The following is a 22,955-nucleotide window of genomic DNA, read 5'->3' as shown; positions in this document are numbered from 1 at the left end:
AGAAAAATTAATATATTTTTAAAAAATTTTTCAAAAAAGACTTGACAAAAATTGCAAACGGTTGCATAATAGGATTGTAAATAAAAATTCCGGGAGGAAATAGGAATGAAAACATGGAAAAAAGTAGTATTGGGCAGTGTCAGCTTGCTGGCTGCAGGAACACTGTTAGCAGCTTGTAGCTCGAACAGTAGCAAGGAGAGTTCTTCTTCTAAAGCTGATAGCAAGACCTTGAAACTTTGGGTACCAACTGGTGCTAAAGATTCTTACTCTGATACAGTTAGCAAGTTTGAGAAAGAATCAGGCTACAAGGTTGATGTAGTCGAAATGGAAGATCCAAACGCTCAGGAAAATCTGACAAAAGATGCTAGTACTGCTGCTGATGTTTTCTCTCTGCCACACGACCAACTTGGTAAATTAGTTGAAGCTGGAGCTATTCAAGAAGTTCCTTCTAAAATGGCAGAAGAAGTCAAGAAAAACGATACTGAACAAGCAGCAATTGGTGCTCAATACAAAGGCAAAACTTATGCTTTCCCATACGGTATCGAATCACAAGTAACCTACTATAACAAATCAAAGCTTTCCGCTGATGATGTTAAGTCTTATGAAACCATCACTTCTAAAGCTAAATTTGGTGGAAACTTGAAAGAGGCTAATGGATACATCACTGCTCCACTCTTCCTTTCTGTTGGCGACACTCTCTTTGGTAAAGATGGTGAGCAAGTAGACGGAACAAACTGGGGTAACGAAGCCGGTGTCAACGTTCTGAAGTTCATCGCAGCTCAAAAGAATAACAGCGGTTTTGTAAACGTAGATGCTTCTAACCTTCTTGCTAAATTTGAAGATGGTTCAGTTGACGCTTTCCAATCAGGTCCATGGGACTACGCAGCTGCTGAAAAAGCTGTCGGCAAAGACAACCTTGGTATCTCTGTTTACCCAACTGTTAACATCGGTGGACAAGACGTTCAACAAAAAGCCTTCCTCGGTGTAAAACTTTACGCAGTTAACCAAACACCTTCAAACGGCGACACTGACCGTATCGCAGCAAGCTACAAACTGGCTCAAGTGCTTACTAGCAAAGAAAGCCAAGAAAACCAATTCAAGTTTGAAGGACGTCACATCATCCCTGCTAACAAAGAAGTGCAAGAGTCTGAAGATGTTAAGAAAGATGCCTTGGCACAAGCTGTTATCACAATGGGATCTTCTGATACCTACACAACAGTTATGCCTAAACTTAGCCAAATGTCTGTCTTCTGGACTGAAAGTGCTGCAATCCTCAGCGATGCTTACAACGGTAAATTTGGTGAAGATCAATACCTCGCAAAATTACAACAGTTTGATAAAGATTTAGCAGCAGCTAAATAATACTCAAGCAAATTTAAATAAGCATTGAAGTGAGGGGGCAGCCTCCTCACTTCTTTCTTTGTAAATATAAGGAGAATACTATGACTCAGTCATCCTATGACAATGCATCCATGGTTCAGATCTTTAAAGAGGGAACATGGGATGTCAAACTCTCTTTTCTGGTAATGGGACTGAGCAACCTTGTAAACAAACAATTTATCAAGGGGCTGCTCTTCCTCTTCTCAGAAATTGCTTTCCTGATTGCTTTTGCAGTCCAAATCATACCAGCTATTGGCGGCATGATTACATTGGGAACTCAAGAGCAAGGAGAAGCTATCAAAAAAGTTAACGGCTTGGAAATCACCGTTCAAGTAGCGGGTGACAACTCTATGCTGATGCTGATTTTTGGACTTGCTTCTCTCATCTTCTGTGCAGTATTCGCCTATATCTACTGGTGTAATCTGAAAAGTGCTCGTCATTTGATGGCTCTCAAGCAGTCAGGCCAGAAGATTCCCAACTTCGTTGAGGACTTTAAGACGTTGGCTGACGGCCGCTTTCACATGGGCCTAATGAGTATTCCTCTTATCGGAGTACTGCTCTTTACCATCTTGCCTCTGATCTATATGATCTGTTTGGCCTTTACTAACTTTGACCATAAGCATCCAGCTCCTAAGTCACTCTTTGACTGGGTTGGCTTCTCCAGCTTTGGTGATGTTTTCTCAGGTCGTATGGCTAGCACCTTCTTCCCACTTTTAGGCTGGACCTTGATTTGGGCGGTTGCTGCAACAGCTACTACTTTCTTCTTCGGTATCGTTTTAGCTCTCTTGCTCAATACCAAAGGTCTCAAGTACAAGAAAGTTTGGCGGACACTCTTCGTTATCACTATTGCTGTACCGCAATTCGTGTCCCTGCTCTTGATGCGTAATTTCCTGAATGACAATGGGCCTTTGAACGGATTATTGCAAAGTCTTCATCTCATTCAGCATCCAATTCCATTCTTGAGTGACCCTGTTTGGGCTAAGTTCTCAATCATCCTTGTCAATATGTGGATTGGTATTCCATTTACCATGCTGGTAGCGACTGGGATTATCATGAACCTACCTAGCGAGCAAATCGAAGCTGCTGAGATTGATGGAGCTAGCAAGCTTCAAATCTTCAAGAGCATCACTTTCCCTCAAATTCTCTTGATTATGGCGCCATCACTCATCCAGCAGTTTATCGGAAACATCAACAACTTCAACGTCATCTACTTCCTGACAGGCGGTGGACCTACTAACTCTTCCTACTATCAGGCAGGCTCAACTGACCTCTTGGTTACCTGGCTCTATAAACTGACTGTTTCTGCCAAGGACTATAATCTAGCATCTGTTATCGGTATCCTGATCTTTGCAATCTCTGCAGCCTTCAGTCTCTTAGCTTATACTAGATCCGCATCATTCAAGGAAGGAACTGCTAAATAATGAAAAATAGAAAAAAACTCAGTTTATTAGGGATTTATGTCTTACTGGCTGTTTTAGCACTCATCTGGCTAACGCCGATTATCTGGATTTTTCTGACCAGCTTCCGTGGTGAAGGTTCTAATGCAGTCCCTTACTTCTTCCCTAAGACTTATACTCTTGACAACTATATCAGACTATTTAATAACAACACTTATCCTTTTGTTCAGTGGTTTATGAATACCCTGATTGTTGCGACAGCGACCTGCATCCTGTCTACTTTGATTACTGTGGGTATGGCTTACTCACTCAGCCGTATCAAATTCAAGCATAAAAACCGTTTCCTCAAGCTGGCTTTGGTTCTTAACATGTTCCCAGGCTTCATGTCTATGATTGCGGTTTACTACATCTTGAAAGCACTCAATTTGACACAAACCCTGACTTCACTGATTCTGGTTTATTCAGCTGGGGCTGCTCTAGGTTTCTATATTGCTAAAGGTTTCTTTGATACTATCCCATATTCTTTGGACGAATCCGCTATGATCGACGGAGCGACTCGCTTCCAAATCTTCCGGACTATTACATTGCCGCTTTCAAAACCGATTATCGTTTATACAGCGCTTATGGCTTTCATGGGACCTTGGGTTGATTTCATCTTTGCCTCTGTCATCCTAGGCGATGTCAAGGAAAAATACACAGTTGCTTTAGGACTTTTCCAAATGCTTAATAAGGACGCCATCAATAAATGGTTCCTACCTTTTACATCTGGAGCGATTATCATCGCTATCCCAATCACTCTTCTCTTCATCTTCATGCAGAAATACTACGTAGAAGGTGTAACAGGCGGAGCAGTCAAATAAAATCTATTATGTATATTGAAAACTTCCGACAATTTAAATCGGAAGTTTTTATCTTTCTTAGAAAATGTGGAACTTAACTCCTCATCCCTTTTTATATGAGATTGCTTATTAGCTTGGACAAAAAAATGAGTCTGGAAATCATTCCAGTCTCATTTTTTATTTCATTAATTATAATCTTCGTCTCTGCGACGGCGCTTGTTGGTTCCCAAAAAGGCAGCTGCACCAAGTGCCATACCAAAAATTGCAAGGCGTTCTGCTTCTGAGCCAGTATTTGGCAGAATAGCAGGAACTGTTGGAGCCTTATCAGCTGTCGTAGCCACGCTAGCAAGCTGAGCTGCAGGATTTACAACAAAATCAGCAATTAATCCTTCACCTGCCGCTTGAACAGCACCTGTAGTTGCTCCTTTGACTTCACGAGTGTTCGCATGAACTTCTGCAGTCTTAGCATCTGAATCTTTCTTAGATTCATCCTCTGCACCTGGACCAGCAGCTCCGCCTTTTACGGCTGTTAGAGTCTGTTTATCTTCACCTGAGCGATAGTTGCTATTCAGAGCATTTCCATATAGGAGTGATGCTTGATTCAAGATATTCAAGAGAGTTTCATAATTCGCTTGAAGACTGTTGTAGGATTCCTCAAGAACAGCTAAAGTTGCAGTCTCTTGATTTAAGATTGCTTGTTTAGCTTCATAATCAAGCTGCGCTTCTGCCAATTCCCGCTCTGCTTCTGCAAGTAACTGAGGAGCATTTTGAAGGTCAATAACTTTCTTTTTAGCCGCTGCTAATGTTTTTTGAGCAGACAGCAAGTCCTCTTGAGCAGTTGTCAAACTAGCTTTCGCAGCTTCTTGAGCTGACTGAAGTTCTGCCAACTTATCCTTAGCTGCCGCTAGAACTGCCTGAGCATTGCTCAAGTTAGTTTGGTATGGAGCCAAACTTGCTGCAATCTTAGCTGTTGCTCTGTCAAGAGCTTCTTGCTTGAGAGCAACATTCTGCTTGGTCAAAGCTAAATTATTTTCAGCAGTCGCTACCTTCTGGCGAGCTGCTTCAACTGCTGCAATTTGAGCTGCCGCAGCCTTTTGAGCATCAGCTAATTGAGCATTAAGGATATTGATAGCTGATTCCTGACCGACTTTTTGAGCCTTAAGTTCAGCTAATTGATTCTTAAGTGCTGTAACATTTGCGTTAGAACCTGCAGAACGACCACCACCAGCACGCAACAACTGCTCCATAGCCGCAACAGTCAATAGAGTACCGTTATTAACACGTTGGTCAAAGTTGCTAATGTGATGGAAACCAACCTCGGATGTACCATGAGGTGTGCCCCATTGGTTTGGATGTTTATCATAAGCTGCTGAGATAGCATTAGCTTTATTGTCCATCATCTGCACATAGTGGCCAATTTTAGCAAATACACCAGCCCCAACTCTCATGTAGATAGCATTAGCATCAATCTGAGTTTCATCAGTAGGCAGTCCATATTGCGCCGCAATCTTTTGATACTCTTCTTTTTCTTTATGCCAGAAATTGACAGCTCCTTGTGGGTCAAAACTAATCGCTACATTTTCATTGCCAATCAGTTTGCCCATGTGCCAGTTATTACGCTCAAAGTAGATAGTCTGAATCTGGCTGGCCACATTCGCATACGGATCAACCAACAACTCTTGTAAGCCAGCGTTACGACGGTAAGCATTAATTGCCTTCACCAACTCCAAAGCTTGAAGGTTATTTTCTAGACTAGCTGGACTGGTTGGATCAGAATTAACTGAGATACCAAATTCATTTTGTCCTCGTTGGTAAACTGCAAGTGCATTGTTGGCAGCATCACGAATTTCTTGATTAGCCGCATTGTTACGAACATTTTCTAAAAATTGAGAATAAGTCGTATTGTGAAGGTCAACAGGAGCTGTTGCTGCTGCTTTCTCAGCAGCTGGAATCTGTCCTTCAAGCGAGCTGATAGCTTGATTGGTTTGGCTCAAAGATGCCTTTGCCTGATTGATTTTATTCTGAATATCAGCCTGCACTTGTGGAGCAGAAGACGCTGCTTGCTCTGCCTTCGTCAGTTCAGACTTTGCATTGTCTAAAGCAGTCTGTGCTTGACTTTGCTGGCTCTTAGCAGTTGCTACAGCTTGCTCTTCTGAGTTAAGTGGTGTTTTAGCTTGTTTCAATTCAGTCTCTGCAACATCTACCAGAGATTGACTCGCCTTAATAGTATTTGCTTGATCTTTAACAGCTTGGTCTGCCTTGACAGCTTTAGCCGCTGCTTCTCGAACAGCAGCATCTTTCGCGCTAACCTCTTGCTCTGCTGTTTTTGCTTCTGTCTCCGCTTTAGCAACATTTTCTTCTGTTGCTTCTGCCTGTATTTCTTTAGCATTCTCAACAGCGGCTTCAGCCACTTTCACGCTAGTTTTTGCATCTTCAGCTTCTGTTTTAGCAGTATCTACTATCGATCTTTGCTCATCGAGTTTAGCTTTAGCAGCTTCAGCATTTTCTTGGGCAACAGCTACATCTGCTGCTGTCACCGGTTTTCCAGTTACTTCAGTCGCTTGTGGAGCTGTTACAGTTGATTCAACCAACTCATCCGCGTGCACTTGATGGGTCAGTCCACCAGAAATAATAGTTGTAGCTGCGATACCAGTCGCTACAACAGACTTGCCTATTTTCTTTTCCATAATCAATCTCCTTTTTATAATCTCACATACTATAATTACCCTGGGTATAGCAGCCCACATAGTAATATACTATCACAAAACGCTAGTATTAACTAGTAGTAAACGTATCCTTTTAATAGTTTTTTTATTACATTTTAGTTACAAAAATGTTTTATTAGAAAAATAAGCTGGTTTTTCCAACAAAAATGAGCATTTCTGTATCGAATAAAGCAAAAACTCCTAGATCCTTTCTAAGAGTTAATTTTGCTTGTCAGTTCGATTGAGCTTGTCGAATTTCTTCTAACATTGCTTCTTCTTCGGCCGTCATTTCATAGTGTTCCAGCAAGTCTGGACGTCTTAGATAGGTCTTTTTCAGACTTTCATAGAGACGCCACTTGCGGATGTTTTCATGATGGCCACTCATAAGGACTTCAGGAACAACCATACCCCGATAGTCATAGGGCCGAGTGTACTGAGGATACTCCAAGAGCCCAGACGAAAAACTATCATCTGTATGACTGGCTTCCTTGCCAATAACCTCTGGAATCAGGCGAACGGTAGCGTCAATCATGGTCATAGCTGCTAATTCTCCCCCAGTAAGAACATAGTCCCCAAGCGAGATTTCGTCTGTCACTAAAGTCTTGATCCGCTCATCATAGCCTTCGTAATGACCACAAATGAAAATGAGCTCTTCTTCTTTAGCTAGCTCCTCAGCATAGGCTTGGTCAAAAGTCCGACCAGCAGGATCCAGCAAAATCACACGCGGTTGCTGCTTTTTAATGGCATCATAGGCATCAAAAATAGGTTGGGCCCGTAGCAGCATACCCTGGCCTCCGCCGTAAGGCTCGTCGTCTACATGCCGCGATTTTTCTGCATTTTCTCGGAAATTGTGGTAGTTGATTTCTAAGAGGCCTTTTTCCCGCGCTTTTCCTACAATAGAGTGCTCCAAGGGCGCAAACATCTCCGGAAAGAGAGTCAAAATATCAATTTTCATCGTCCAGTCCTTCCGGTATCTCTACATCAACCCGACCTTGCTCAATGTCAATCCCCAGCACCACTGGCGGAATGTAAGGCAGAAGCAAGTCGCGCTTGCCTTTGCGTTTGACCACCCAGACATCATTGGCTCCTGGCTGCAGAATTTCCTTAATCGTACCAAGAAGAATGTCATTTTCATAGACTTCAAGGCCGATGATTTCATGATAGTAAAATTCCCCGTCTTCCAAGTCCGTCAAGTCTTCCTCTCGGACCTTCAGAGTAAAATCACGAAATTTCTCAATGTCATTGATGTGGTACATCCCCTTAAACTTGATAATATCAAAGTTCTTAACCTTGCGATGACTAGCAATCTCCACATCCATGACAAACTGATCTTTCTTGTCAAACAGGGCAAGAGTATTGCCTTTTTTAAAACGCTCTTCTGCAAAATCCGTCACTGACAAAACCCGCATCTCACCTTGAAGACCTTGCGTATTGACGATTTTTCCAACATTAAAATAATTCATCTCGACTCCAACATATTATACTCTGCCTAGTATTTTATCATGATATAGGGGAATGTACAAGGGAGATAAGAGGGATTTCCCTTGCCTATATTTATTTGATTAAAATTGCTGTTTAACGTATAATTATACATATAGAGCTTTAACACTATAAACACCCGAGTGTGTTTACGCAAAACTAGAAAGAAGGTGTGATACCTATGGGAAAAAAGTTAAGTAAACTTCTGCTCTCTACTGCTCTTCTAGCCACAACAGCTGCCAGTCTGACTGCTTTGACCCAGGTCAAAAAGGGCCAAGCAATGGAAAATGAAACGAGAGAAACTAGAAATCTCTCAGCCCTTGATGAAAAAATTGCTCAAATTAACAATCCAACCATCAAGGCTTTTCTAGAATACTATGCTAGTCAGAACATGACCTCCGCATCATCTCTTCCAATGATAGATGATCTCGAGTCCAATACTCGCATCATAGTTATTGATACTGATGATGTGGATAAAAGTTTGTCACCAGCCTTCGGAACATCTGTGGATGGATCCGAAGGTCCTGTCGGGGGAACTATTAACGCTGATGGTCAATACATCGAGTTCGATACCAGTGACCATAGCAAATCCGCAACCGTTCAGGAGATTCGAGATGCTATTGCTGAGATTCTAGGGTGATAAATTCCTAAAACAACGCTTACTCATTGGCCGAGTTTCTATCTCGGTCATTTTCTATTCCTAAAAATGTATCATATTACTGTAAATCTTGTTTTTCCTAAAAATCTATGCTAAGGTAAAGGCAGAATAAGAAAAGGAGGGGCTACTATGATGAGAAGCGGCCATCTGATTTACAAGGTAAAAAACTTACAGGAAGCGGTCAAGGAATGGGAAGCAAAGGGTCTTGTCGTCGAATACGGCAGAAGGGAAAAACCAAACAACGCCTTGATATACTTTAGTCAAGGCCCCTATATTGAGCTCCAGGAAAATACAGGTATTCCTGTAATAGCCAAAATCATAGCTAAACTATTTGGCAGACCTAAAAATCTGGAGCGCTTTTTCTACTGGGATGAATGTGAGGAAGGCTGGCAGGGACTGTGTATTGAAAAAGATTCTGGCGACTTGGATGAGGAAGTTAAATTTCTTGCTAAGAGAGGCATCAAGGGCTTGCTTCTCAACAATCTCAAACGGATAGATACAAAAAATCGTGAGCTACGATATCGCTGCTTCTTTCCACATGAAACAAGCTTTACTTTTCTTATGACTTATTTCAGCATTGACCCCAAACCTCAGAACTTCACCCACCCAAATGGCATCAAGGGAATTAAGAAAATTGTATTTAAGATTTCCTCAGCTCAGGCTAAGATACTAAAAGAGCTGGTTCAAGACCAGACTCTTGAGATTCTTGAAGACGAAAACGAAAATGGCATCGTAGAGGTTATTTTCAATCGACAGGATTAGAGGTGTCAGGCGTTCTCCAAAAATCTGCTCAGCAAATTCCTCCACCAAAGCATTAAACTTGGCTGGTTGGCATAGATTCGACGGATCAAACGAATCAGCAATGACAAGATCCTGAGCAAGCCTCAGATGTTCCTTGGTTGTTTTCATCATTTGGACTAATTTTCCTGAAAAATCTCCCGCCAGCAAAAGTGTAGGAATCTTGCACTTACCCAAGGCAGCACGATAATCAATGGCTTCAATTGCCCTGCGCTGCAAAACAGACTCCTCAGGTCGCATCCGGTCGAATAAATCAACAAAATAAGAGCGAGCTAAAGGCCAGCGTTTATAAATTGGCAAGGTTGATAGCTTCATAAACCATGAGTATTTCACCAAAGGAGCCGTAAGTTGAGCCAGAGAGTTCATCATTGGCGACAAATCCGTCGCACAAAAAGTATCGCACAAGAGAGCTCCCTTAAAGATTTGCGGATTTTGAGTCATGAGGTGCATGGTTAAGATACCGCCATAGGAAGTCCCTCCGATAATGGCTTCGCTGATACCTTCTTTTTCCAAAATCGCCAACACATCTGCTGCCTGTATATCTAGAACCTGATCCGCCTGACAAGTAAGCTGGCTTGATTGCCCATTTCCACGTAGGTCAGGCGCAATAACCTGATAGCGATCCTTAAAAAAATCTATCTGAGGCTGAAACATGCCCGAGTCAGCACTCAGACCATGCAAGAGCACGATTATTTCTTTATGACCTCGCCCTTCTATCCGATAGAATATCTTAGCATCGGTTCTTTCGATATGGTCCATCCTATTGCCTCCATTCTACAGCTCATTTATACATTTCTGCCATTCTTTGGCCAATCGAATCTGTTGTTTTCTTTCGCTGATAACTGCTTTCATATCATCTGGACTCTGCAGATTTATTACTTTCACTGCATAATCAGCCGAGACAATGGCATGACCTCGCATGTGGGCTGTTGCAACCGCTTGGGCAAAGACACGCGCGGCATACTTACTAACTGGTGATTTGGCTTGCTGCGACAGCTGCTGAGCTAAGAAACCAGCCTTTCTCAGCTCATAGGCAGAAACTTTATCCTCAAGTCGCGCCTCAAACACTTCCTGAACTTGAGTCAAGATTTGCTGTTTTTTAAGATCGTCACCAATATCTATCAGAGCTATAAATCGAGTGGCACGTTCCATTGCCCATTGAGCAAGCTGCTTCTGAGGAAGCTGAACCAAGATTTGCTCCAGTTTCAATCTTTTTTGACCATAATCAAGAATCTTGATCTTGTAAGGGCTGGGTAGACTCACTTGTCCATTCTCATAACACTCTCGTTCATGGGCGTTCCAAGCGAAATCTTCTGACTTCATATTTCCTCCGTTTCCACGCATCTCGCTTTCCTCGTTGAAAAATCTAAGCTAGATAGTTCTCACATACGCTCGAACTGCATCAATTTCCCAAAATTCAACTGCGCCTAACGGCTTGTTTCATTAAGAGCCTTGTACCCACGCTTAGCTGGGCATCAATTTCTCTAAGCTCACTTGAGATCCGCGTACTCAGCTCGCTAAGAGAAATAGAAAAAAACGAGACGCACTGGTCCCGTTCTTCTTATTTCTCATCAATAACGATGCGAACTTTTTTGTATTCAGTTGGGACAGAGTAAACAATCGTCCTTATAGCGGAAATAGTACGACCTTTACGACCGATTACACGTCCAACATCACTCTGATCAAGATCCAGGTGATATTCTAAAAATTCAGGTGTATCCTCAATCTTGATAGTTAAGGCATCTGGCTGTGAAATCAAAGGTTTCACTATCGCAATAATTAGATTTTCAATCGTGTCCATATGTCAACCTACACTTCTATTATTTAGAGTATTTTGAATCGTGGAATTTCTTCAATACGCCTTCTTTTGAAAGGATGTTGCGTACAGTATCAGAAGGTTGTGCACCATTACCCAACCACTCAAGGATACGGTCTTCTTTCAAAGTCACTTGGTTTTCAGCTACAAGTGGGTTGTAAGTACCAACTGTTTCGATGAAACGTCCGTCACGAGGTGAACGTGAGTCTGCAACATTGATACGGTAGAAAGGTTTTTTCTTAGAACCCATACGAGTCAAACGGATTTTTACTGCCATTATTAAGGTCTCTTTTCTTTATTTTTTTCTTTTGGTGAAATAGCAGAGCTATTAAGCACATGTTCTATTATAGCAGATTAAAAACAGCTGTCAAGTTTTTTTCTTGACAGAGTTAAAAATTTTTTAGATTAGTCTTTCTTGTTTAAAAAGACAATATTTTTTCATTTGCAGTCTCCTTATGGAACCAAGAGTCTGATAATGTCTTCATAAGAATAGGCGGTATAGGTCGGTTGAAAAAGACTTTCATTTTCTAGCTGCTTGGGATTGTACCAGAGAGAGTCCAATCCGGCATTATTAGCGCCAGCAATATCAGCTGTCAAGGAGTCTCCAATCATCAAAGTCTGAGACAGGTCAAAATCTGGTATCTGCTCTGCTATTTTTTCATAAAACAAAGCTTCGGGCTTCTGAGTCCCCATCTTTTCCGAGATGAAAATATGGTTAAAATAAGGAGAAATGTCGGAATGGGCCATACGGCCGGTCTGAATAGCCGTGATGCCATTGGTCGCTCCGTAAATCTCATAATCAGCTGCTGTCAGACTGTCCAAAAGCTCACTAGCACCAGCGTAGGTTTGTCCTTGCTGTGCAATGTGCTGTTGATAGAGGAGAGCTAACTCAGCGCCATCCTTCTCAATGCCAAAATGAGCAAAAAGACGAGAAAAGCGAGTATTGACTAGCTCCGACTTGGTAATTTTCCCCTGCTCCAGTTCCCGCCAAAGCCCCTTGTTCATGGGAATATAATAGTCTTTGTAGGTCTGAATCTCCGTTACGCCTTGCTCCTCCAAAAAATGAGTCAAGGCAATATCTTCAGCCGTATCAAAATCCAGTAACGTATGGTCAAGGTCGAATAGTAGAAATTTGTATGACAAGGTTGAAATCCTTTCTGTAACTGTAGTAGCTTCATTATACCACAAGCCACCAAAAAATCAGCCGCTCAAAAACGAACGGCTGGTTTCTAATCTATTTCACCACTGGTATCCAGAGAGCCATTTGATAGTCTGGTGGCTCTTGTTTCGATCCTGCTACATTACCAAACAGCATTTTCGTTTTTCCCACTTCTTCTACTCTACTTTATTGCGAAGGCACAAATCTCTAAATTTATTATCTAGTGCTGCAATATCAAACAAGACTTCTGATAGTTTCTGGTAATCTTCCTTGATACAACATAGATGAGCTTGGCCGAACAATTTTGCTAAATTTTCTTTTAGTTCAGATTTGACCGTATCGTGGTCTTTTAAGAAGTTGCTCATGTATAGATTTCTGATAGAAGCTAATTTGAAACTAAAGTATTGATGAAGATGTTTTTGTTCTTCATTCAAGCCATTGTCCGCTACCGACTTAGCATATCTTTCGATCACATTCTCCTCGCCACGTTCATATTGTTGCTTCATCAACATAGATGTTTTCTGGTAAATCTCTTTGGAAGTAGGAGATTTGATTTTTTTAAAGTTTCCCCACATGGAGAAAGAACCTCTTTTATAGTCGATATTTTTAGCTTCCCAGGCTTTTGAAAATTCTGAGAAAGTCATTTTCATACAAGCAAAACCTGCTGGATCATGGAAATAGATAAACTCATCATCTAGATCATAAACTGAAACAAAATGGTCCACCCCATACAAATGGATATGATTGGGATTATAAGTGAGATAACCCATGTCCAAAGGCCCAAGAACAACTGGTCCCCTGAGCAAGAACTTATTTAACATTTTTCTGATAGAGAGAAGATCCACATCATTTGAATCCTTTATATAGTATTCATCATATGTAAAACCCAGAATGTTTAAAGAATGGCTGATAGAACTATCTGGCATCCCATTATCAAAGAAGACTAAGGGGTGTTTTTCATCTTCCTTTACAATACTAGCGCCATTTCCCATCACCATAATGGCTTCCAAAAACTCAGGGCGAACATCATAACCATACGAATGTAGCGCCATCGCAAGTGAATATGTATAACAAAGAGAAACGTCCCCAAAATACATCTGCATAGCATCATCCTCCTCTGTAATCAACGCCTAAAAAATGACTTGCAATCACCATTTTATTTCACCACTGGTATCCAGAGTTCCATTTGATAGTCTGGCGAGGACATATTACCCTCGCTGTAGACTTCAAAATCTGGTGCTCCTGAGTGGCGATATCCTGTTTCTGGGAAAAAGACTTCCAAGACATATTTCCAAGCATGGTGGATGCTGGCTGGTATAGCCCCCTTGACTGGTACGATGGCATATTCAGCTTCTGCTATTTCTTTGATTGACAGACCTAGTTCTTCTGCTTTCGCTTTATCCGCCACATCATAAGCTGCCATATAGTTGATGATTTCGCCTTCTTTGACATCCGAGCAGACGCCAAAAGATTGGCCACTGCCCAGACTTTCCAGGCTTTCAAAGCTGTGATTGGCATAGAGCTGCTCCCAGGCAGACGGGCACTGGCTATTGTCAATAGCTTCCAATAGGACGCCTGCCACGGTAAATGCAGGTTTCTTTTGAATCTTGATATCCATGTTCTTTCCTCCTGTAATCTTTAAGGATAATTGAAGTCTAGGAAAGACCCGATAAGGTTTTCCATTTCGAACTTCTGAGGGGGTCGCACCATGGAATTTCTTGAAGGCTGCGCTAAAGGCATCCGCAGACTCATAGCCGTATTTCAGTGCTATATCAATGACTTTCTCAGAGCTTTTCCGCAAGTCTGTCACTGCTTCTGACAGCCTCCGATTGCGCAAATATTCTGCTAAAGTCATATCTGCTAGGATGGAAAAGAGCCTGCTAAAGAGAGCATAAGAATAGCCCGATAACTGTTGAAATCGCTGCAAGTCCACTTCTGCGTCCAACTTGCTTTCTAGATATTCCATGGTTCGATTGAATTGATGCATCATATTCTTTTCACCTCACAAAAAATACTAAGGCCGTTAAAAGCAAAGTGAAATTTGGAAAATTGACGGAGGGGCTCCTGCTCCGAGAAAATTTCATCTTTTTCACACAGCTTTTAGACCATGTTCAATTCTAACTATAGTCTAACAGATATAAGATACTTCCGCCCTAGAATTTTTGTACAAGATTTAGAGGGGATTTTACAACCTATCCCTCAGCTTCTCTACAAATAGATAAGCCGCTGGACAGGTCAGGGTATTTTTGATTGTCAGATGATTAATCTGATGAATCTTCTTGCGGTCTGTGTGGGGAAATTCTCTGCAAGCCTTGGGACGGACATCGTAGATTGAGCAGAGATTGTCTCCACCTAAAAAAGGACAAGGCATGGCCTTGAAAACCTTGTCACCGTCTTCGTCCACCTGCAGAAATTCCTCTTCAAAAGCCGGTAGCTTCATCTTGAAATACTTGGCAATGCGGACAATGTCGGCTTCCTTAAAGTCTGGCCCCAGAGTTTTACAGCAATTGGCGCAGGCTGTACAGTCAATCTCTTCAAAGACCTCATCATGGATTTGCTGGGCAATCTTATCGAGGTTTTTTGGTGGCTTTTTCTTGAGACCGGCTAAAAATTTTCGGTGCTCTTTCTGCTTTTGCAGGGCTAGCTGATGGTACTTTTCAAGGTCGATTTCTTGAGTCATATATTTTTCTTTCTGTATTCAAATTGTTTTTATTATATCATAAAATGGGCCCTCTTAAATGTTGTCAAACCCCAAAAATATGACATATTCCACCTCACAAAAAAATCTGAGAACAAGTCCCAGATTTGCTTTTTATGAACTTAGAGAGCAATCATCACATGCTGAGGCTAAATGCTTTTTCCACCGTCCTTGCTGACGCTCCAAGTTTCTTCGATATAGGGGATAAACTCATACAGAGTATCTTCATCGCCTTCAAAGGACATCATATAGACCTTATCGCCTTGTTTGAAGACCCAAACCGTTAGGTTTTGAGTGGATTTTAAAACAACATTAATCTGAAAGGCCTCATTTCCAGCTACAGTACTCTTTGCACCCCAAAAATCATCGACTTCCTTATTATCCTTCCAGTGGTAGGCAATCCGTTGGGCAATGGTTTCAGCGTTGAATTCTTCACCTTCTCCGATGTTAGCTTTTTCTTTTGTATAAGCGTTCATCGTTACAATGTTATAGCCACTTCCATCCGTATACTGGACACTGTCGCCACCATCTACATCTGTAAACTTAATCCAATTATCAGGAATACTAATATAGCCATAATCATCAGAGCCAACCCGCTGCGTACCAGTAGTCTTTGACGAATCTTTGTCTCTACGACTGCTACTACTTGTATCGCTGTCATCTCTAAGGGAAACCCGACTGGAAGAATCAGATGGTTTCCGACTGCTATAGCTCTTAATAAGGCTACAAGAAGACAGAGAGAGACCAGCTAAGATAGTCAGGGAGAGCAGAAAGTACTTCTTTTTCATGGTCATTCCTTCCTAAATCTAATAAATTTTACTAATACTAGTTTACCATATTTTTAGTACGAAAGGAAAGAGATACATTGTCACGTCCGATTAATGTTCCGTTTATAGGACTATGCTTTTTTAGCAGCCTTATTCCACTGGTACCATCCGACCAAACTGTTGATTAAATAGATCAAATATTTCCCTTGAATTTGAAGACTTTCACCCCACCAGAGGTAGATAGAAAAAATATTGGTCGCTGCCCAGAAAATCCACTGTTCGCGATAAACAGCCGTCATCAGGATTTGCCCTACTCCATTTGTCGCATCCGTGATTGAATCACGATAAGGACGATTGGCACCAACAGACTGATAAATCAAGCCAAAGACCAACCACCAAAGCACACTAAGCGATAGATACTTTGTCCATCCTTTAGCATCTAGCTTACGAGCAACAAACTCTTGCTTTTCTTTTTTGAACTGACCTTGGTAAATCCACACCAAGAGTCCAATTGGCTGCATGATTGTAAAGTAAAGAGTCGTCAGGACCTCGCCATAGAAGCCTTTCTGCAAAGCCAAAATTAAGTAAATCACAGAATTAATCAAACCAAAGAGGTAATTGCTAGCCCGTCCTTCAGAAACAAAAATTACACAGATAATTCCAGTCAGACTGCAAATCATCCCTGTCCAATCCACGATACGATGTTCATATATCAGCTCCAGCCAGAGCGGAAAACTCCCTAGAATCAAGAGATAAACCCATTGACCTAAGCTACGATGAGCAAACAAATCGTCCCAGATATGCTTCAAGGTACCAGAAAAGCCGAGCTTCTTCATACTAGTTACCATTCGTTTATAGCCACCAGACATTTCAGAAAGCGTCAGCTTCATGTTTGCGATTTTCTTTTGGATATAAGTATTCATTCTTTCTCCTTTTGTTTTTTAAGAGCCGTGTCAAATTGACTTACGGATGCAACGCTCTATTATTTTTGAACACGCACAAGATTTCTCTTATGTAATATTCACATTTTATCATATCCCTATTTCAGAAAATGTCAAGTAAAATCCAAAAAAGATTTCTTAACGTTCGGATTTCAAGAAAAGACCTACAGATTTTTGTAAGTCTTTTTGCTTGGATTTGGTAGTGGTCGAACTTTTTGATTAGATACAATCTTTTTTGTGAAACATAATTAGCTTCTACACTGAAAAAACAAGAGACTTAATAAATAGGCCTCTTGTTTTTTTAAACTATTATTCGCTGACTGCTCCTTTGCTATCAAGACTCCAAGTATCTTTCATGTTTGTAATGAAATCATCAAGAGTTTCTTCGTCGCCTTCAAAGGATAGTATATAGACTTTGTCATCTTTTTGGAAAACCAATGTATTAGCAAGTTGTCCTGATTTCAGAATGATGTTTATTTGAAAGGCTTCTATTCCTGAGACAGTACTTTTAGAGCCCCACATCTTCTCAATATTATCTTTTTGACTCCAATTATAGGCTACATGTTGAGCAATTGTTTCTGCATTGAAAGTCTCACCATCTGCTACTTCAGCTTCTGCCTTAGAAACAGCATTCATGGTAATGATATTATAAGCAGAACCGTCGGTATATTGGATAAGCCCCTCAACCTCTGCATCAAAAAATTTAATCCATTTACTTGGGATATCGATATAACCAAACTCTGGAGAACCAACACGTTTTGTTTCTTGATTGGTTTTGTTCTTGCTTCTTTTAGAAGAAGAATTTGAAGAATTCTTTTTCACTTGTGCACTGGAACTGGTTGAAGAACTAGATTGATCAGGCTTTTGTCCAGACTTGGCACACGATACAAGAGTAAGTGAAGTTAATACTAGAACTGCTCCAAGCAGATACGATTGTTTCATGTTTTTCTCCTTTTGGGATATATTACCTAGAGATATAAGGTTTTATTCCTCATCCATACTCAGGACACTGAGGAAGGCTTCTTGTGGGACTTCGACAGAGCCGATAGCTTTCATCCGTTTTTTACCGGCTTTTTGTTTTTCTAGGAGTTTGCGCTTCCGGGAAACGTCACCACCATAACACTTGGCCAAAACATTTTTACGCAAGGCCTTGATGTCTGTACGAGCCACGATTTTCTGTCCGATGGCTGCCTGAATGGGTACTTCAAACTGCTGACGAGGAATGATTTTCTTGAGCTTGTCTACAATCAGCTTACCACGCTCATAGGCAAATTCCTTGTGAACGATAAAGCTAAGAGCATCAACCTTGTCGCCATTAAGGAGAATATCCATCTTCACCAGCTTGGACGAGCGATACTCAGAGATTTCATAGTCAAAGCTAGCATAGCCACGAGTAGAGGACTTGAGCTTGTCAAAGAAGTCAAAGACGATTTCAGCAAGTGGGATCTGATAGATGACATTGACCCGATTATCATCGATGTAATCCATGGTCACAAAGTCACCGCGCTTACGCTGAGCCAACTCCATCACCGCTCCGACAAATTCCTGGGGCACCATAATCTGCGCCTTGACATAAGGCTCCTCAATGGAATCAATCTTGGTCGGATCCGGAAACTCGCTCGGATTGGACACATCAATTGAAGCACCATCCGTCATATTGACCTTATAGATAACGGATGGTGCCGTCATAATCAGATCAATATTAAACTCCCGCTCTAAACGCTCCTGAATGACATCCATGTGCAGCAAGCCTAAGAAACCACAGCGGAATCCAAATCCTAATGCTTGAGATGTTTCTGGCTCAAACTGCAGACTGGCATCGTTTAACTGGAGCTTTTCAAGCGCCTCACGCAGGTCATTGTATTTATTGGACTCGATAGGATAGAGACCAGCAAAAACCATCGGGTTCATCTGCTTGTAGCCGTGCAGAGGTTCTGCGGCTGGATTATCCGCCAAGGTCACTGTATCTCCGACCCGAGTATCCTGCACCGTCTTGATAGAGGCTGCGATATAGCCAACATCCCCTGTCGCTAGGAAATCGCGGCCAATGGCCTTGGGAGTAAAAATGCCAACCTCTGTTACATCAAAGGTCTTGCCATTGCTCATGAGCTGAATGGTATCTCCCGGCTTGACCACGCCGTCCATCACCCGCACCTGCAGGATTACCCCACGATAGGCATCGTAGACTGAGTCAAAAATCAAGGCCTTGAGCGGTGCTTCTACATTTCCAGTCGGAGCTGGAACTTTTTCCACAATCTGCTCTAAAATTTCCTCAATTCCGATGCCAGCCTTGGCAGAAGCCAATACGGCTTCGCTAGCATCCAGTCCAATCACATCTTCAATCTCTGCCCGCACCCGCTCTGGATCCGCAGCTGGCAGGTCAATCTTATTGATAACAGGCAGGATTTCCAAGTCATTGTCCAGCGCTAGATAGACATTCGCCAAGGTCTGAGCTTCAATTCCCTGAGCCGCATCCACGACCAGAATCGCCCCTTCACAGGCCGCCAGCGACCGCGATACCTCATAAGTAAAGTCTACGTGTCCTGGCGTGTCAATCAAGTGGAAGATATAGGTTTCGCCGTCCTTAGCAGTATAATTGAGCTCGATAGCATTGAGCTTAATGGTGATACCGCGCTCACGTTCCAAGTCCATGCTGTCTAAGAGTTGGGCCTGCATTTCCCGGCTGGAAACCGTCTCCGTCGCCTCCAAAATCCGGTCGGCCAAGGTTGATTTCCCGTGGTCGATGTGGGCAATGATGGAGAAATTGCGGATTTTCTCCTGACGTTTTTTCAAATCTTCTAAATTCATTTTTCTCATCCTTTTAGGGTATTCTATTTATTATAACACAAGACCAGTGATTTTTCCTATAGACTCGGACTTTCTCTGTAAATTATGCTATACTTATCACAGAATAATTTTGGAGACACTTTATGATTAAAATTCTTGCACTTGATATGGACGGCACCTTGCTCAACAGCAAAAAAGAAATTCCCCAGGCTAACATTGAAGCTCTGCACCAAGCTATTGAAAAAAGAGTCAAATTGGTTCTTTGCACAGGTCGTCCCTTGGTTGGCGTCAAGCCCTATTATGACAAGCTGGGCCTTACACAAGAAAACGAATATGTCATCGTGGACAATGGCTGCGCTACACACCAGACCAGCGACTGGAGTCTGGTAGACTGGCAAGAGCTGAGCGGTCAGGATATTCGTTATCTCTACAACCTGTCTGAAAATAGCCCTGTCCAGCTGACTCTCTTTGATGAAGAGCATTATTTCGTCGTCGGAGAAAAAGCCAGTTCCTATGTTGTGAATGACGCTAGCTTAGTCTTCACCACTCCAACCGAGATTAGTCTGGAAGAGGCTTGCAGCGGTCAACATAGAATGTTTCAAGCTATGTTTTTAGGCAGCCAAGAGCAAGTAGATGCTTTTGAAGCTGACTTTGGCCAAGAAATCTGCCAGCGTTTCAGTGGTGTTCGCTCTCAGCCGGTCATTTACGAGGCCATGCCGTCTGGTGTAACCAAAGCCTTTGCCCTAGAGCGATTAGCTAAACAATTAGACATCAATCCTCAGGAAATCATGGCAATCGGTGATGCCAACAATGACATCGAGATGCTGGAATATGCAGGTCTCGGTGTAGCTATGGGCAATGCTTCTGACTATGTCAAAAGCCTAGCCAATGCCGTCACAGACAGCTGCGAGGAAAATGGGGTCGCTACAGCTATCGAGAAGTATATTTTGAATTCGTAAAAGTATAAATCCCCAGAAGTGAAACTTCTGAGGATTTTGTTTTCAGTCTAAGAATTAGCCTGCTTTGAGGCTGATTTTTTTCTTTATTTAATAACAGCAAAACCAGCCGTCCAGTTGATTTTCTCACGTACGGCAAGTGTTATTTGCAAGAAACCCATTGCCTCTAATTCACGGGCACGTTTGAGGCCACCCGCATCAATCGTATCTAAGCCACCTTCTTGGATATATCCAGCAAGAATTTTCTTTGCTTCTTGGTCATCCGATGCCAATTGAACAGTTGTTTTTTCTTTACCAGCGACTTGTTTCGAAGCAATTGTCGCCGCAAAATTTGTGTTAAAAGCTTTGACCACACGAGCTTCAGGAATTAACTTAGCAATTTCTTCTGCTGCTGAACTCCAAGCCGGTGTAAGCAATTCATCCATATTCTCAAAGTTTACAGGGTTAGAAATATCTACTAAGATTTTTCCAGCGAGCGATGCTTTATTAGCTTCAAGAATGCTTGCAATTGCGGCGTATGGAACAGCCAATACAACAATATCACCCGCACGTTTTGTAAGACCTTCTTTACCTACAAAATCAACTTCATGTCCACCTGAAGTGAATACACTTGCGATTGCTTGTCCCATATTTCCTTGTCCAAAAATTGTAATGTTTGCCATATTATATTCCTCCTTTTAAGTTACAAACTTTTGTTGTAATATTCTTTGTTACATCTAAAGTTATAATACATGGAATTGTAATGTCAATGATTACAACTTGGAAATTTTAAAAAATTTCGAGTTCCTAAAAGTCACTGATATTTTATCACAAAAAACATATAAAAAAGGAAGAACACTATATCTTCCTTTTTGTTGTTCTATAACCTTAATACTATGCCGTCTTGGCACTTGGAAATCAGGCAATATCTATTCCTTTCTCCTTAAGATTTTCCAAGCATTCTTGCAGATAGGCTGCGTCATGCTCAGGATAAATGGGATGTTCGAGCTCCTCAGCTGGCAACTGCTGGTAAGGTGGACAAGTCTTGCCACGGTAGTCCTTATCCAGCCAAAGGGTGTCCGGCTGATAGCCCCGTCGTTGCATCTCCTCCATAATCAGCAGGTGATAAGAATAGAGGCAATAAGGACTGTGCTCAAAAACATAGTTGACCGTCGCATGCGGCTTGCCCCAACCTCGTCCACGTAAGGCTGCACACTCTCGGTGCTGGCCTAAAAGCTGCTGGCGCGGAAGTTTTTCAATCAAATCTTGGTGCCAAAGTCTCACGGTATTCTCCTTCTAGAATAATCTTATAAAGTCATCAACGAATATGAACAATCAACTCTTGGGCAGCTTTCCTGCTTTCTCTAGCATTTTCTTGACAAAATACGGCATCTTAACATTCTCACGCCCCTTTTTCTCAATTAGCTTCTTGACGAAATCTGGCATTTTCAGCTCTGCATCCTCTGCAAGAATCTGGCTGCTCTCCTCCGATGGCTGTAATTCATCGAAGGTTTCTTCTTCTGGAAAACATTCTTTGAAGGGTTCATGCTCATGGCGGCGGATACTTTGAATCAGGGCATCAATTAGACGGTCATCTGCATTGGGCATAGGCGGTCTATGATAGGCAACACCCAAATCTTCGCAAAGTTCCTTGCACTCCACGTCATTGTCAAAAAGAACCTCTATATGCTCACTGATAAAGCTAATCGGCACAAAAATATAATGCTGCGGATGTGTTTCTTGCCGGCGCATGTAGTCCAGTACATCAGGTTTGATCCAAGGGAGCCCAATGTCACTCTCACTCTGCCAAACATTGAGATAATCCTCCTCTGTCAAACCCAACCTGTCAGCAATCAAACGGGCATTGTCATAAATCTGATCAATGTAAGGATCTCCGAAATCCAAGGCCAGAATAGGCACACTGTGGGCTGAAAAGAAAATCTTGAAGGTCTCTTCTCCAACCTCTTCTCTAAGAATCTTTCTCAGTTCCTCTGCCCAATAACCAAGAATAGCTTCTTCCTGATACCATTCCTTAATGATATTAAAGCGGATGGAGTCACTCTGGATAAACTTCTCATAACCCATGACAGAATAGTAAGAAAAATGAGGCTCTAGGATTAAACAGATACATTCCTCAATACCATCCTCTTCCATCTGCTCGATCACGTCTGGGATAAAAGGACGTGAGAATTTATTGGCAAAATAAACCGCATACTCACCAGACAAACCCTGACGGACCTTTTCCACCTCTTCTAGACTAATACGCTGCAGAGGCGTTCCACCGATGAGGACATAGTTATCATAGAGGGTCTGAATCTCATGGTCTTGCGGCCTGACACCGCGGCGAATATTGGTGAAAAATTCAGCCACTCCCTCAAAGCTAATCTCCTCTGGCGAGCCAAAAGTCATCATTAGAATTGCTTTCTTCATCATCTTTCCTCTTCTGTCACTCCGAGAAAGCCAAGAAGACTTTCCAATGACTTGTTTGTAATCACTTTCATTTTAACATCTTAAAAAAGACTTGAATAGACCAAAAAATCTATTCCTTGAAAAGAATAGGGAAATTTAATAATTCAGATATTTTAATGTTGGAGAC

At 41.9% G+C, this 22,955-nt stretch carries 24 protein-coding genes; 6 read left to right on the top strand and 18 right to left on the bottom strand.

Going from position 1 to position 22,955, the window contains the following annotated elements; all coding sequences use genetic code 11:
* Positions 1-105 precede the first annotated feature (105 nt).
* The 3 genes from HMPREF1150_RS07535 (at position 106) to HMPREF1150_RS07545 (ending at position 3,637) form a co-directional block, all read left to right on the top strand.
* Positions 106-1,362, top strand: a complete 1,257-nt coding sequence (locus HMPREF1150_RS07535; protein WP_009659491.1) for an extracellular solute-binding protein — start codon at positions 106-108, stop codon at positions 1,360-1,362.
* A gap of 80 nt (positions 1,363-1,442) precedes the next feature.
* On the top strand, positions 1,443-2,801 hold the full coding sequence (locus tag HMPREF1150_RS07540) for a carbohydrate ABC transporter permease (RefSeq protein WP_002915026.1): 1,359 nt from the start codon (positions 1,443-1,445) through the stop codon (positions 2,799-2,801).
* A complete protein-coding gene (locus tag HMPREF1150_RS07545; protein WP_002897450.1) occupies positions 2,801-3,637 on the top strand; it encodes a sugar ABC transporter permease in 837 nt (278 codons plus the stop codon). The genes HMPREF1150_RS07540 and HMPREF1150_RS07545 overlap by 1 nt, the downstream gene beginning before the upstream one ends.
* Before the next feature lie 164 nt (positions 3,638-3,801).
* Here the strand turns inward: HMPREF1150_RS07545 and HMPREF1150_RS07550 are convergent, their stop codons facing one another.
* The 3 genes from HMPREF1150_RS07550 to rimM form a co-directional block, all read right to left on the bottom strand.
* Complete coding sequence (locus tag HMPREF1150_RS07550; protein ID WP_032905408.1) at positions 3,802-6,363, bottom strand: CAP domain-containing protein; 2,562 nt, start codon at positions 6,361-6,363, stop codon at positions 3,802-3,804.
* Positions 6,364-6,553: 190 nt separating this feature from the next.
* On the bottom strand, positions 6,554-7,276 hold the full coding sequence (gene trmD, locus HMPREF1150_RS07555; protein WP_009659498.1) for a tRNA (guanosine(37)-N1)-methyltransferase TrmD: 723 nt from the start codon (positions 7,274-7,276) through the stop codon (positions 6,554-6,556).
* The gene (gene rimM / locus HMPREF1150_RS07560; RefSeq protein WP_002895323.1) at positions 7,266-7,784 is read right to left on the bottom strand and encodes a ribosome maturation factor RimM; all 519 of its coding nucleotides are present in this window, start codon (positions 7,782-7,784) and stop codon (positions 7,266-7,268) included. Before rimM ends, trmD begins: the two co-directional genes overlap by 11 nt.
* Before the next feature lie 197 nt (positions 7,785-7,981).
* On the opposite strand from rimM, the gene HMPREF1150_RS07565 reads away from it, so the two are divergent.
* Positions 7,982-8,440 carry a hypothetical protein gene (locus tag HMPREF1150_RS07565; protein WP_009659483.1) on the top strand — a complete coding sequence of 153 codons (459 nt, stop codon included), beginning with the start codon at positions 7,982-7,984 and terminating at the stop codon, positions 8,438-8,440.
* Between the two features lie 147 nt (positions 8,441-8,587).
* Positions 8,588-9,220, top strand: coding sequence for a VOC family protein (locus HMPREF1150_RS0111155; RefSeq protein ID WP_232212192.1), 633 nt, complete (start codon positions 8,588-8,590; stop codon positions 9,218-9,220).
* Here the strand turns inward: HMPREF1150_RS0111155 and HMPREF1150_RS07570 are convergent.
* The 12 genes from HMPREF1150_RS07570 to lepA form a co-directional block, all read right to left on the bottom strand.
* Positions 9,128-10,015 carry an alpha/beta fold hydrolase gene (locus HMPREF1150_RS07570; RefSeq protein ID WP_009659481.1) on the bottom strand — a complete coding sequence of 296 codons (888 nt, stop codon included), beginning with the start codon at positions 10,013-10,015 and terminating at the stop codon, positions 9,128-9,130. The two genes, HMPREF1150_RS0111155 and HMPREF1150_RS07570, sit on opposite strands and share 93 nt — an antisense overlap.
* A gap of 15 nt (positions 10,016-10,030) precedes the next feature.
* A complete protein-coding gene (locus tag HMPREF1150_RS07575) occupies positions 10,031-10,579 on the bottom strand; it encodes a putative immunity protein (protein ID WP_032905410.1) in 549 nt (182 codons plus the stop codon).
* A gap of 238 nt (positions 10,580-10,817) precedes the next feature.
* Positions 10,818-11,057, bottom strand: a complete 240-nt coding sequence (gene kphA / locus HMPREF1150_RS07580) for an RNA-binding protein KphA (protein ID WP_002895313.1) — start codon at positions 11,055-11,057, stop codon at positions 10,818-10,820.
* A gap of 19 nt (positions 11,058-11,076) precedes the next feature.
* On the bottom strand, positions 11,077-11,349 hold the full coding sequence (gene rpsP / locus HMPREF1150_RS07585; protein WP_002895310.1) for a 30S ribosomal protein S16: 273 nt from the start codon (positions 11,347-11,349) through the stop codon (positions 11,077-11,079).
* A gap of 176 nt (positions 11,350-11,525) precedes the next feature.
* The gene (locus tag HMPREF1150_RS07590; protein WP_032905407.1) at positions 11,526-12,215 is read right to left on the bottom strand and encodes a YjjG family noncanonical pyrimidine nucleotidase; all 690 of its coding nucleotides are present in this window, start codon (positions 12,213-12,215) and stop codon (positions 11,526-11,528) included.
* Positions 12,216-12,407: 192 nt separating this feature from the next.
* Positions 12,408-13,334 carry a hypothetical protein gene (locus HMPREF1150_RS07595; RefSeq protein ID WP_009659516.1) on the bottom strand — a complete coding sequence of 309 codons (927 nt, stop codon included), beginning with the start codon at positions 13,332-13,334 and terminating at the stop codon, positions 12,408-12,410.
* A gap of 53 nt (positions 13,335-13,387) precedes the next feature.
* On the bottom strand, positions 13,388-14,221 hold the full coding sequence (locus HMPREF1150_RS07600) for an AraC family transcriptional regulator (protein ID WP_032905406.1): 834 nt from the start codon (positions 14,219-14,221) through the stop codon (positions 13,388-13,390).
* Positions 14,222-14,416: 195 nt separating this feature from the next.
* Positions 14,417-14,911 (bottom strand): YkgJ family cysteine cluster protein, encoded by a 495-nt coding sequence (locus HMPREF1150_RS07605; protein ID WP_002900210.1) that lies wholly within the window; start codon positions 14,909-14,911, stop codon positions 14,417-14,419.
* Between the two features lie 167 nt (positions 14,912-15,078).
* Positions 15,079-15,723 carry a hypothetical protein gene (locus HMPREF1150_RS07610; protein ID WP_083842636.1) on the bottom strand — a complete coding sequence of 215 codons (645 nt, stop codon included), beginning with the start codon at positions 15,721-15,723 and terminating at the stop codon, positions 15,079-15,081.
* A 104-nt stretch (positions 15,724-15,827) separates the two neighbouring features.
* Positions 15,828-16,619: a nicotinamide riboside transporter PnuC gene (pnuC, locus tag HMPREF1150_RS07615; protein ID WP_009659489.1), complete on the bottom strand. Its 792-nt coding sequence runs from the start codon at positions 16,617-16,619 to the stop codon at positions 15,828-15,830.
* 327 nt (positions 16,620-16,946) lie between these two features.
* Positions 16,947-17,579, bottom strand: a complete 633-nt coding sequence (locus HMPREF1150_RS07620; RefSeq protein ID WP_009659505.1) for a hypothetical protein — start codon at positions 17,577-17,579, stop codon at positions 16,947-16,949.
* A 42-nt stretch (positions 17,580-17,621) separates the two neighbouring features.
* Positions 17,622-19,445: a translation elongation factor 4 gene (gene lepA, locus HMPREF1150_RS07625; protein ID WP_009659515.1), complete on the bottom strand. Its 1,824-nt coding sequence runs from the start codon at positions 19,443-19,445 to the stop codon at positions 17,622-17,624.
* A gap of 122 nt (positions 19,446-19,567) precedes the next feature.
* Here lepA and HMPREF1150_RS07630 point away from each other — a divergent pair, with 122 nt between their 5' ends.
* Positions 19,568-20,383: a Cof-type HAD-IIB family hydrolase gene (locus HMPREF1150_RS07630; protein ID WP_009659487.1), complete on the top strand. Its 816-nt coding sequence runs from the start codon at positions 19,568-19,570 to the stop codon at positions 20,381-20,383.
* 83 nt (positions 20,384-20,466) lie between these two features.
* On the opposite strand, the gene HMPREF1150_RS07635 is transcribed toward HMPREF1150_RS07630, so the two are convergent.
* The 3 genes from HMPREF1150_RS07635 to hemH all read right to left on the bottom strand — a co-directional run bounded on the left by HMPREF1150_RS07635 (position 20,467) and on the right by hemH (position 22,789).
* Positions 20,467-21,042, bottom strand: coding sequence for an NADPH-dependent F420 reductase (locus HMPREF1150_RS07635; protein ID WP_009659490.1), 576 nt, complete (start codon positions 21,040-21,042; stop codon positions 20,467-20,469).
* Between the two features lie 235 nt (positions 21,043-21,277).
* Entirely contained in the window at positions 21,278-21,643 is a 366-nt protein-coding gene (locus HMPREF1150_RS07640) for a TIGR02328 family protein (protein ID WP_009659510.1), read from the bottom strand.
* 51 nt (positions 21,644-21,694) lie between these two features.
* Positions 21,695-22,789 (bottom strand): ferrochelatase, encoded by a 1,095-nt coding sequence (gene hemH, locus HMPREF1150_RS07645; protein WP_009659509.1) that lies wholly within the window; start codon positions 22,787-22,789, stop codon positions 21,695-21,697.
* Between the last annotated feature and the right edge of the window lie 166 nt (positions 22,790-22,955).

This window comes from Streptococcus sp. AS14, assembly GCF_000286495.1.
Classification (GTDB): Bacteria; Bacillota; Bacilli; order Lactobacillales; family Streptococcaceae; genus Streptococcus; species Streptococcus sanguinis_P.
Note: the sequence above shows the minus strand (reverse complement) of the source record. Positions and strands in the feature narration are given on the sequence as shown.

Excerpts from the sequence above, each read along its gene's own strand:
- HMPREF1150_RS07635 (WP_009659490.1), bottom strand. The coding sequence starts at position 21,042 with ATGGCAAACATTACAATTTTTGGACAAGGAAATATGGGACAAGCAATC.
- trmD (WP_009659498.1), bottom strand. The coding sequence starts at position 7,276 with ATGAAAATTGATATTTTGACTCTCTTTCCGGAGATGTTTGCGCCCTTG.
- HMPREF1150_RS07595 (WP_009659516.1), bottom strand. The coding sequence starts at position 13,334 with ATGCAGATGTATTTTGGGGACGTTTCTCTTTGTTATACATATTCACTT.
- rpsP (WP_002895310.1), bottom strand. The coding sequence starts at position 11,349 with ATGGCAGTAAAAATCCGTTTGACTCGTATGGGTTCTAAGAAAAAACCT.
- rimM (WP_002895323.1), bottom strand. The coding sequence starts at position 7,784 with ATGAATTATTTTAATGTTGGAAAAATCGTCAATACGCAAGGTCTTCAA.
- HMPREF1150_RS07535 (WP_009659491.1), top strand. The coding sequence starts at position 106 with ATGAAAACATGGAAAAAAGTAGTATTGGGCAGTGTCAGCTTGCTGGCT.
- HMPREF1150_RS07630 (WP_009659487.1), top strand. The coding sequence starts at position 19,568 with ATGATTAAAATTCTTGCACTTGATATGGACGGCACCTTGCTCAACAGC.
- HMPREF1150_RS07545 (WP_002897450.1), top strand. The coding sequence starts at position 2,801 with ATGAAAAATAGAAAAAAACTCAGTTTATTAGGGATTTATGTCTTACTG.
- HMPREF1150_RS07565 (WP_009659483.1), top strand. The coding sequence starts at position 7,982 with ATGGGAAAAAAGTTAAGTAAACTTCTGCTCTCTACTGCTCTTCTAGCC.
- HMPREF1150_RS07570 (WP_009659481.1), bottom strand. The coding sequence starts at position 10,015 with ATGGACCATATCGAAAGAACCGATGCTAAGATATTCTATCGGATAGAA.
- kphA (WP_002895313.1), bottom strand. The coding sequence starts at position 11,057 with ATGGACACGATTGAAAATCTAATTATTGCGATAGTGAAACCTTTGATT.
- HMPREF1150_RS07600 (WP_032905406.1), bottom strand. The coding sequence starts at position 14,221 with ATGATGCATCAATTCAATCGAACCATGGAATATCTAGAAAGCAAGTTG.
- hemH (WP_009659509.1), bottom strand. The coding sequence starts at position 22,789 with ATGAAGAAAGCAATTCTAATGATGACTTTTGGCTCGCCAGAGGAGATT.
- HMPREF1150_RS07610 (WP_083842636.1), bottom strand. The coding sequence starts at position 15,723 with ATGACCATGAAAAAGAAGTACTTTCTGCTCTCCCTGACTATCTTAGCT.
- pnuC (WP_009659489.1), bottom strand. The coding sequence starts at position 16,619 with ATGAATACTTATATCCAAAAGAAAATCGCAAACATGAAGCTGACGCTT.
- lepA (WP_009659515.1), bottom strand. The coding sequence starts at position 19,445 with ATGAATTTAGAAGATTTGAAAAAACGTCAGGAGAAAATCCGCAATTTC.
- HMPREF1150_RS07605 (WP_002900210.1), bottom strand. The coding sequence starts at position 14,911 with ATGACTCAAGAAATCGACCTTGAAAAGTACCATCAGCTAGCCCTGCAA.
- HMPREF1150_RS0111155 (WP_232212192.1), top strand. The coding sequence starts at position 8,588 with ATGATGAGAAGCGGCCATCTGATTTACAAGGTAAAAAACTTACAGGAA.
- HMPREF1150_RS07575 (WP_032905410.1), bottom strand. The coding sequence starts at position 10,579 with ATGAAGTCAGAAGATTTCGCTTGGAACGCCCATGAACGAGAGTGTTAT.
- HMPREF1150_RS07550 (WP_032905408.1), bottom strand. The coding sequence starts at position 6,363 with ATGTGGGCTGCTATACCCAGGGTAATTATAGTATGTGAGATTATAAAA.
- HMPREF1150_RS07620 (WP_009659505.1), bottom strand. The coding sequence starts at position 17,579 with ATGAAACAATCGTATCTGCTTGGAGCAGTTCTAGTATTAACTTCACTT.
- HMPREF1150_RS07540 (WP_002915026.1), top strand. The coding sequence starts at position 1,443 with ATGACTCAGTCATCCTATGACAATGCATCCATGGTTCAGATCTTTAAA.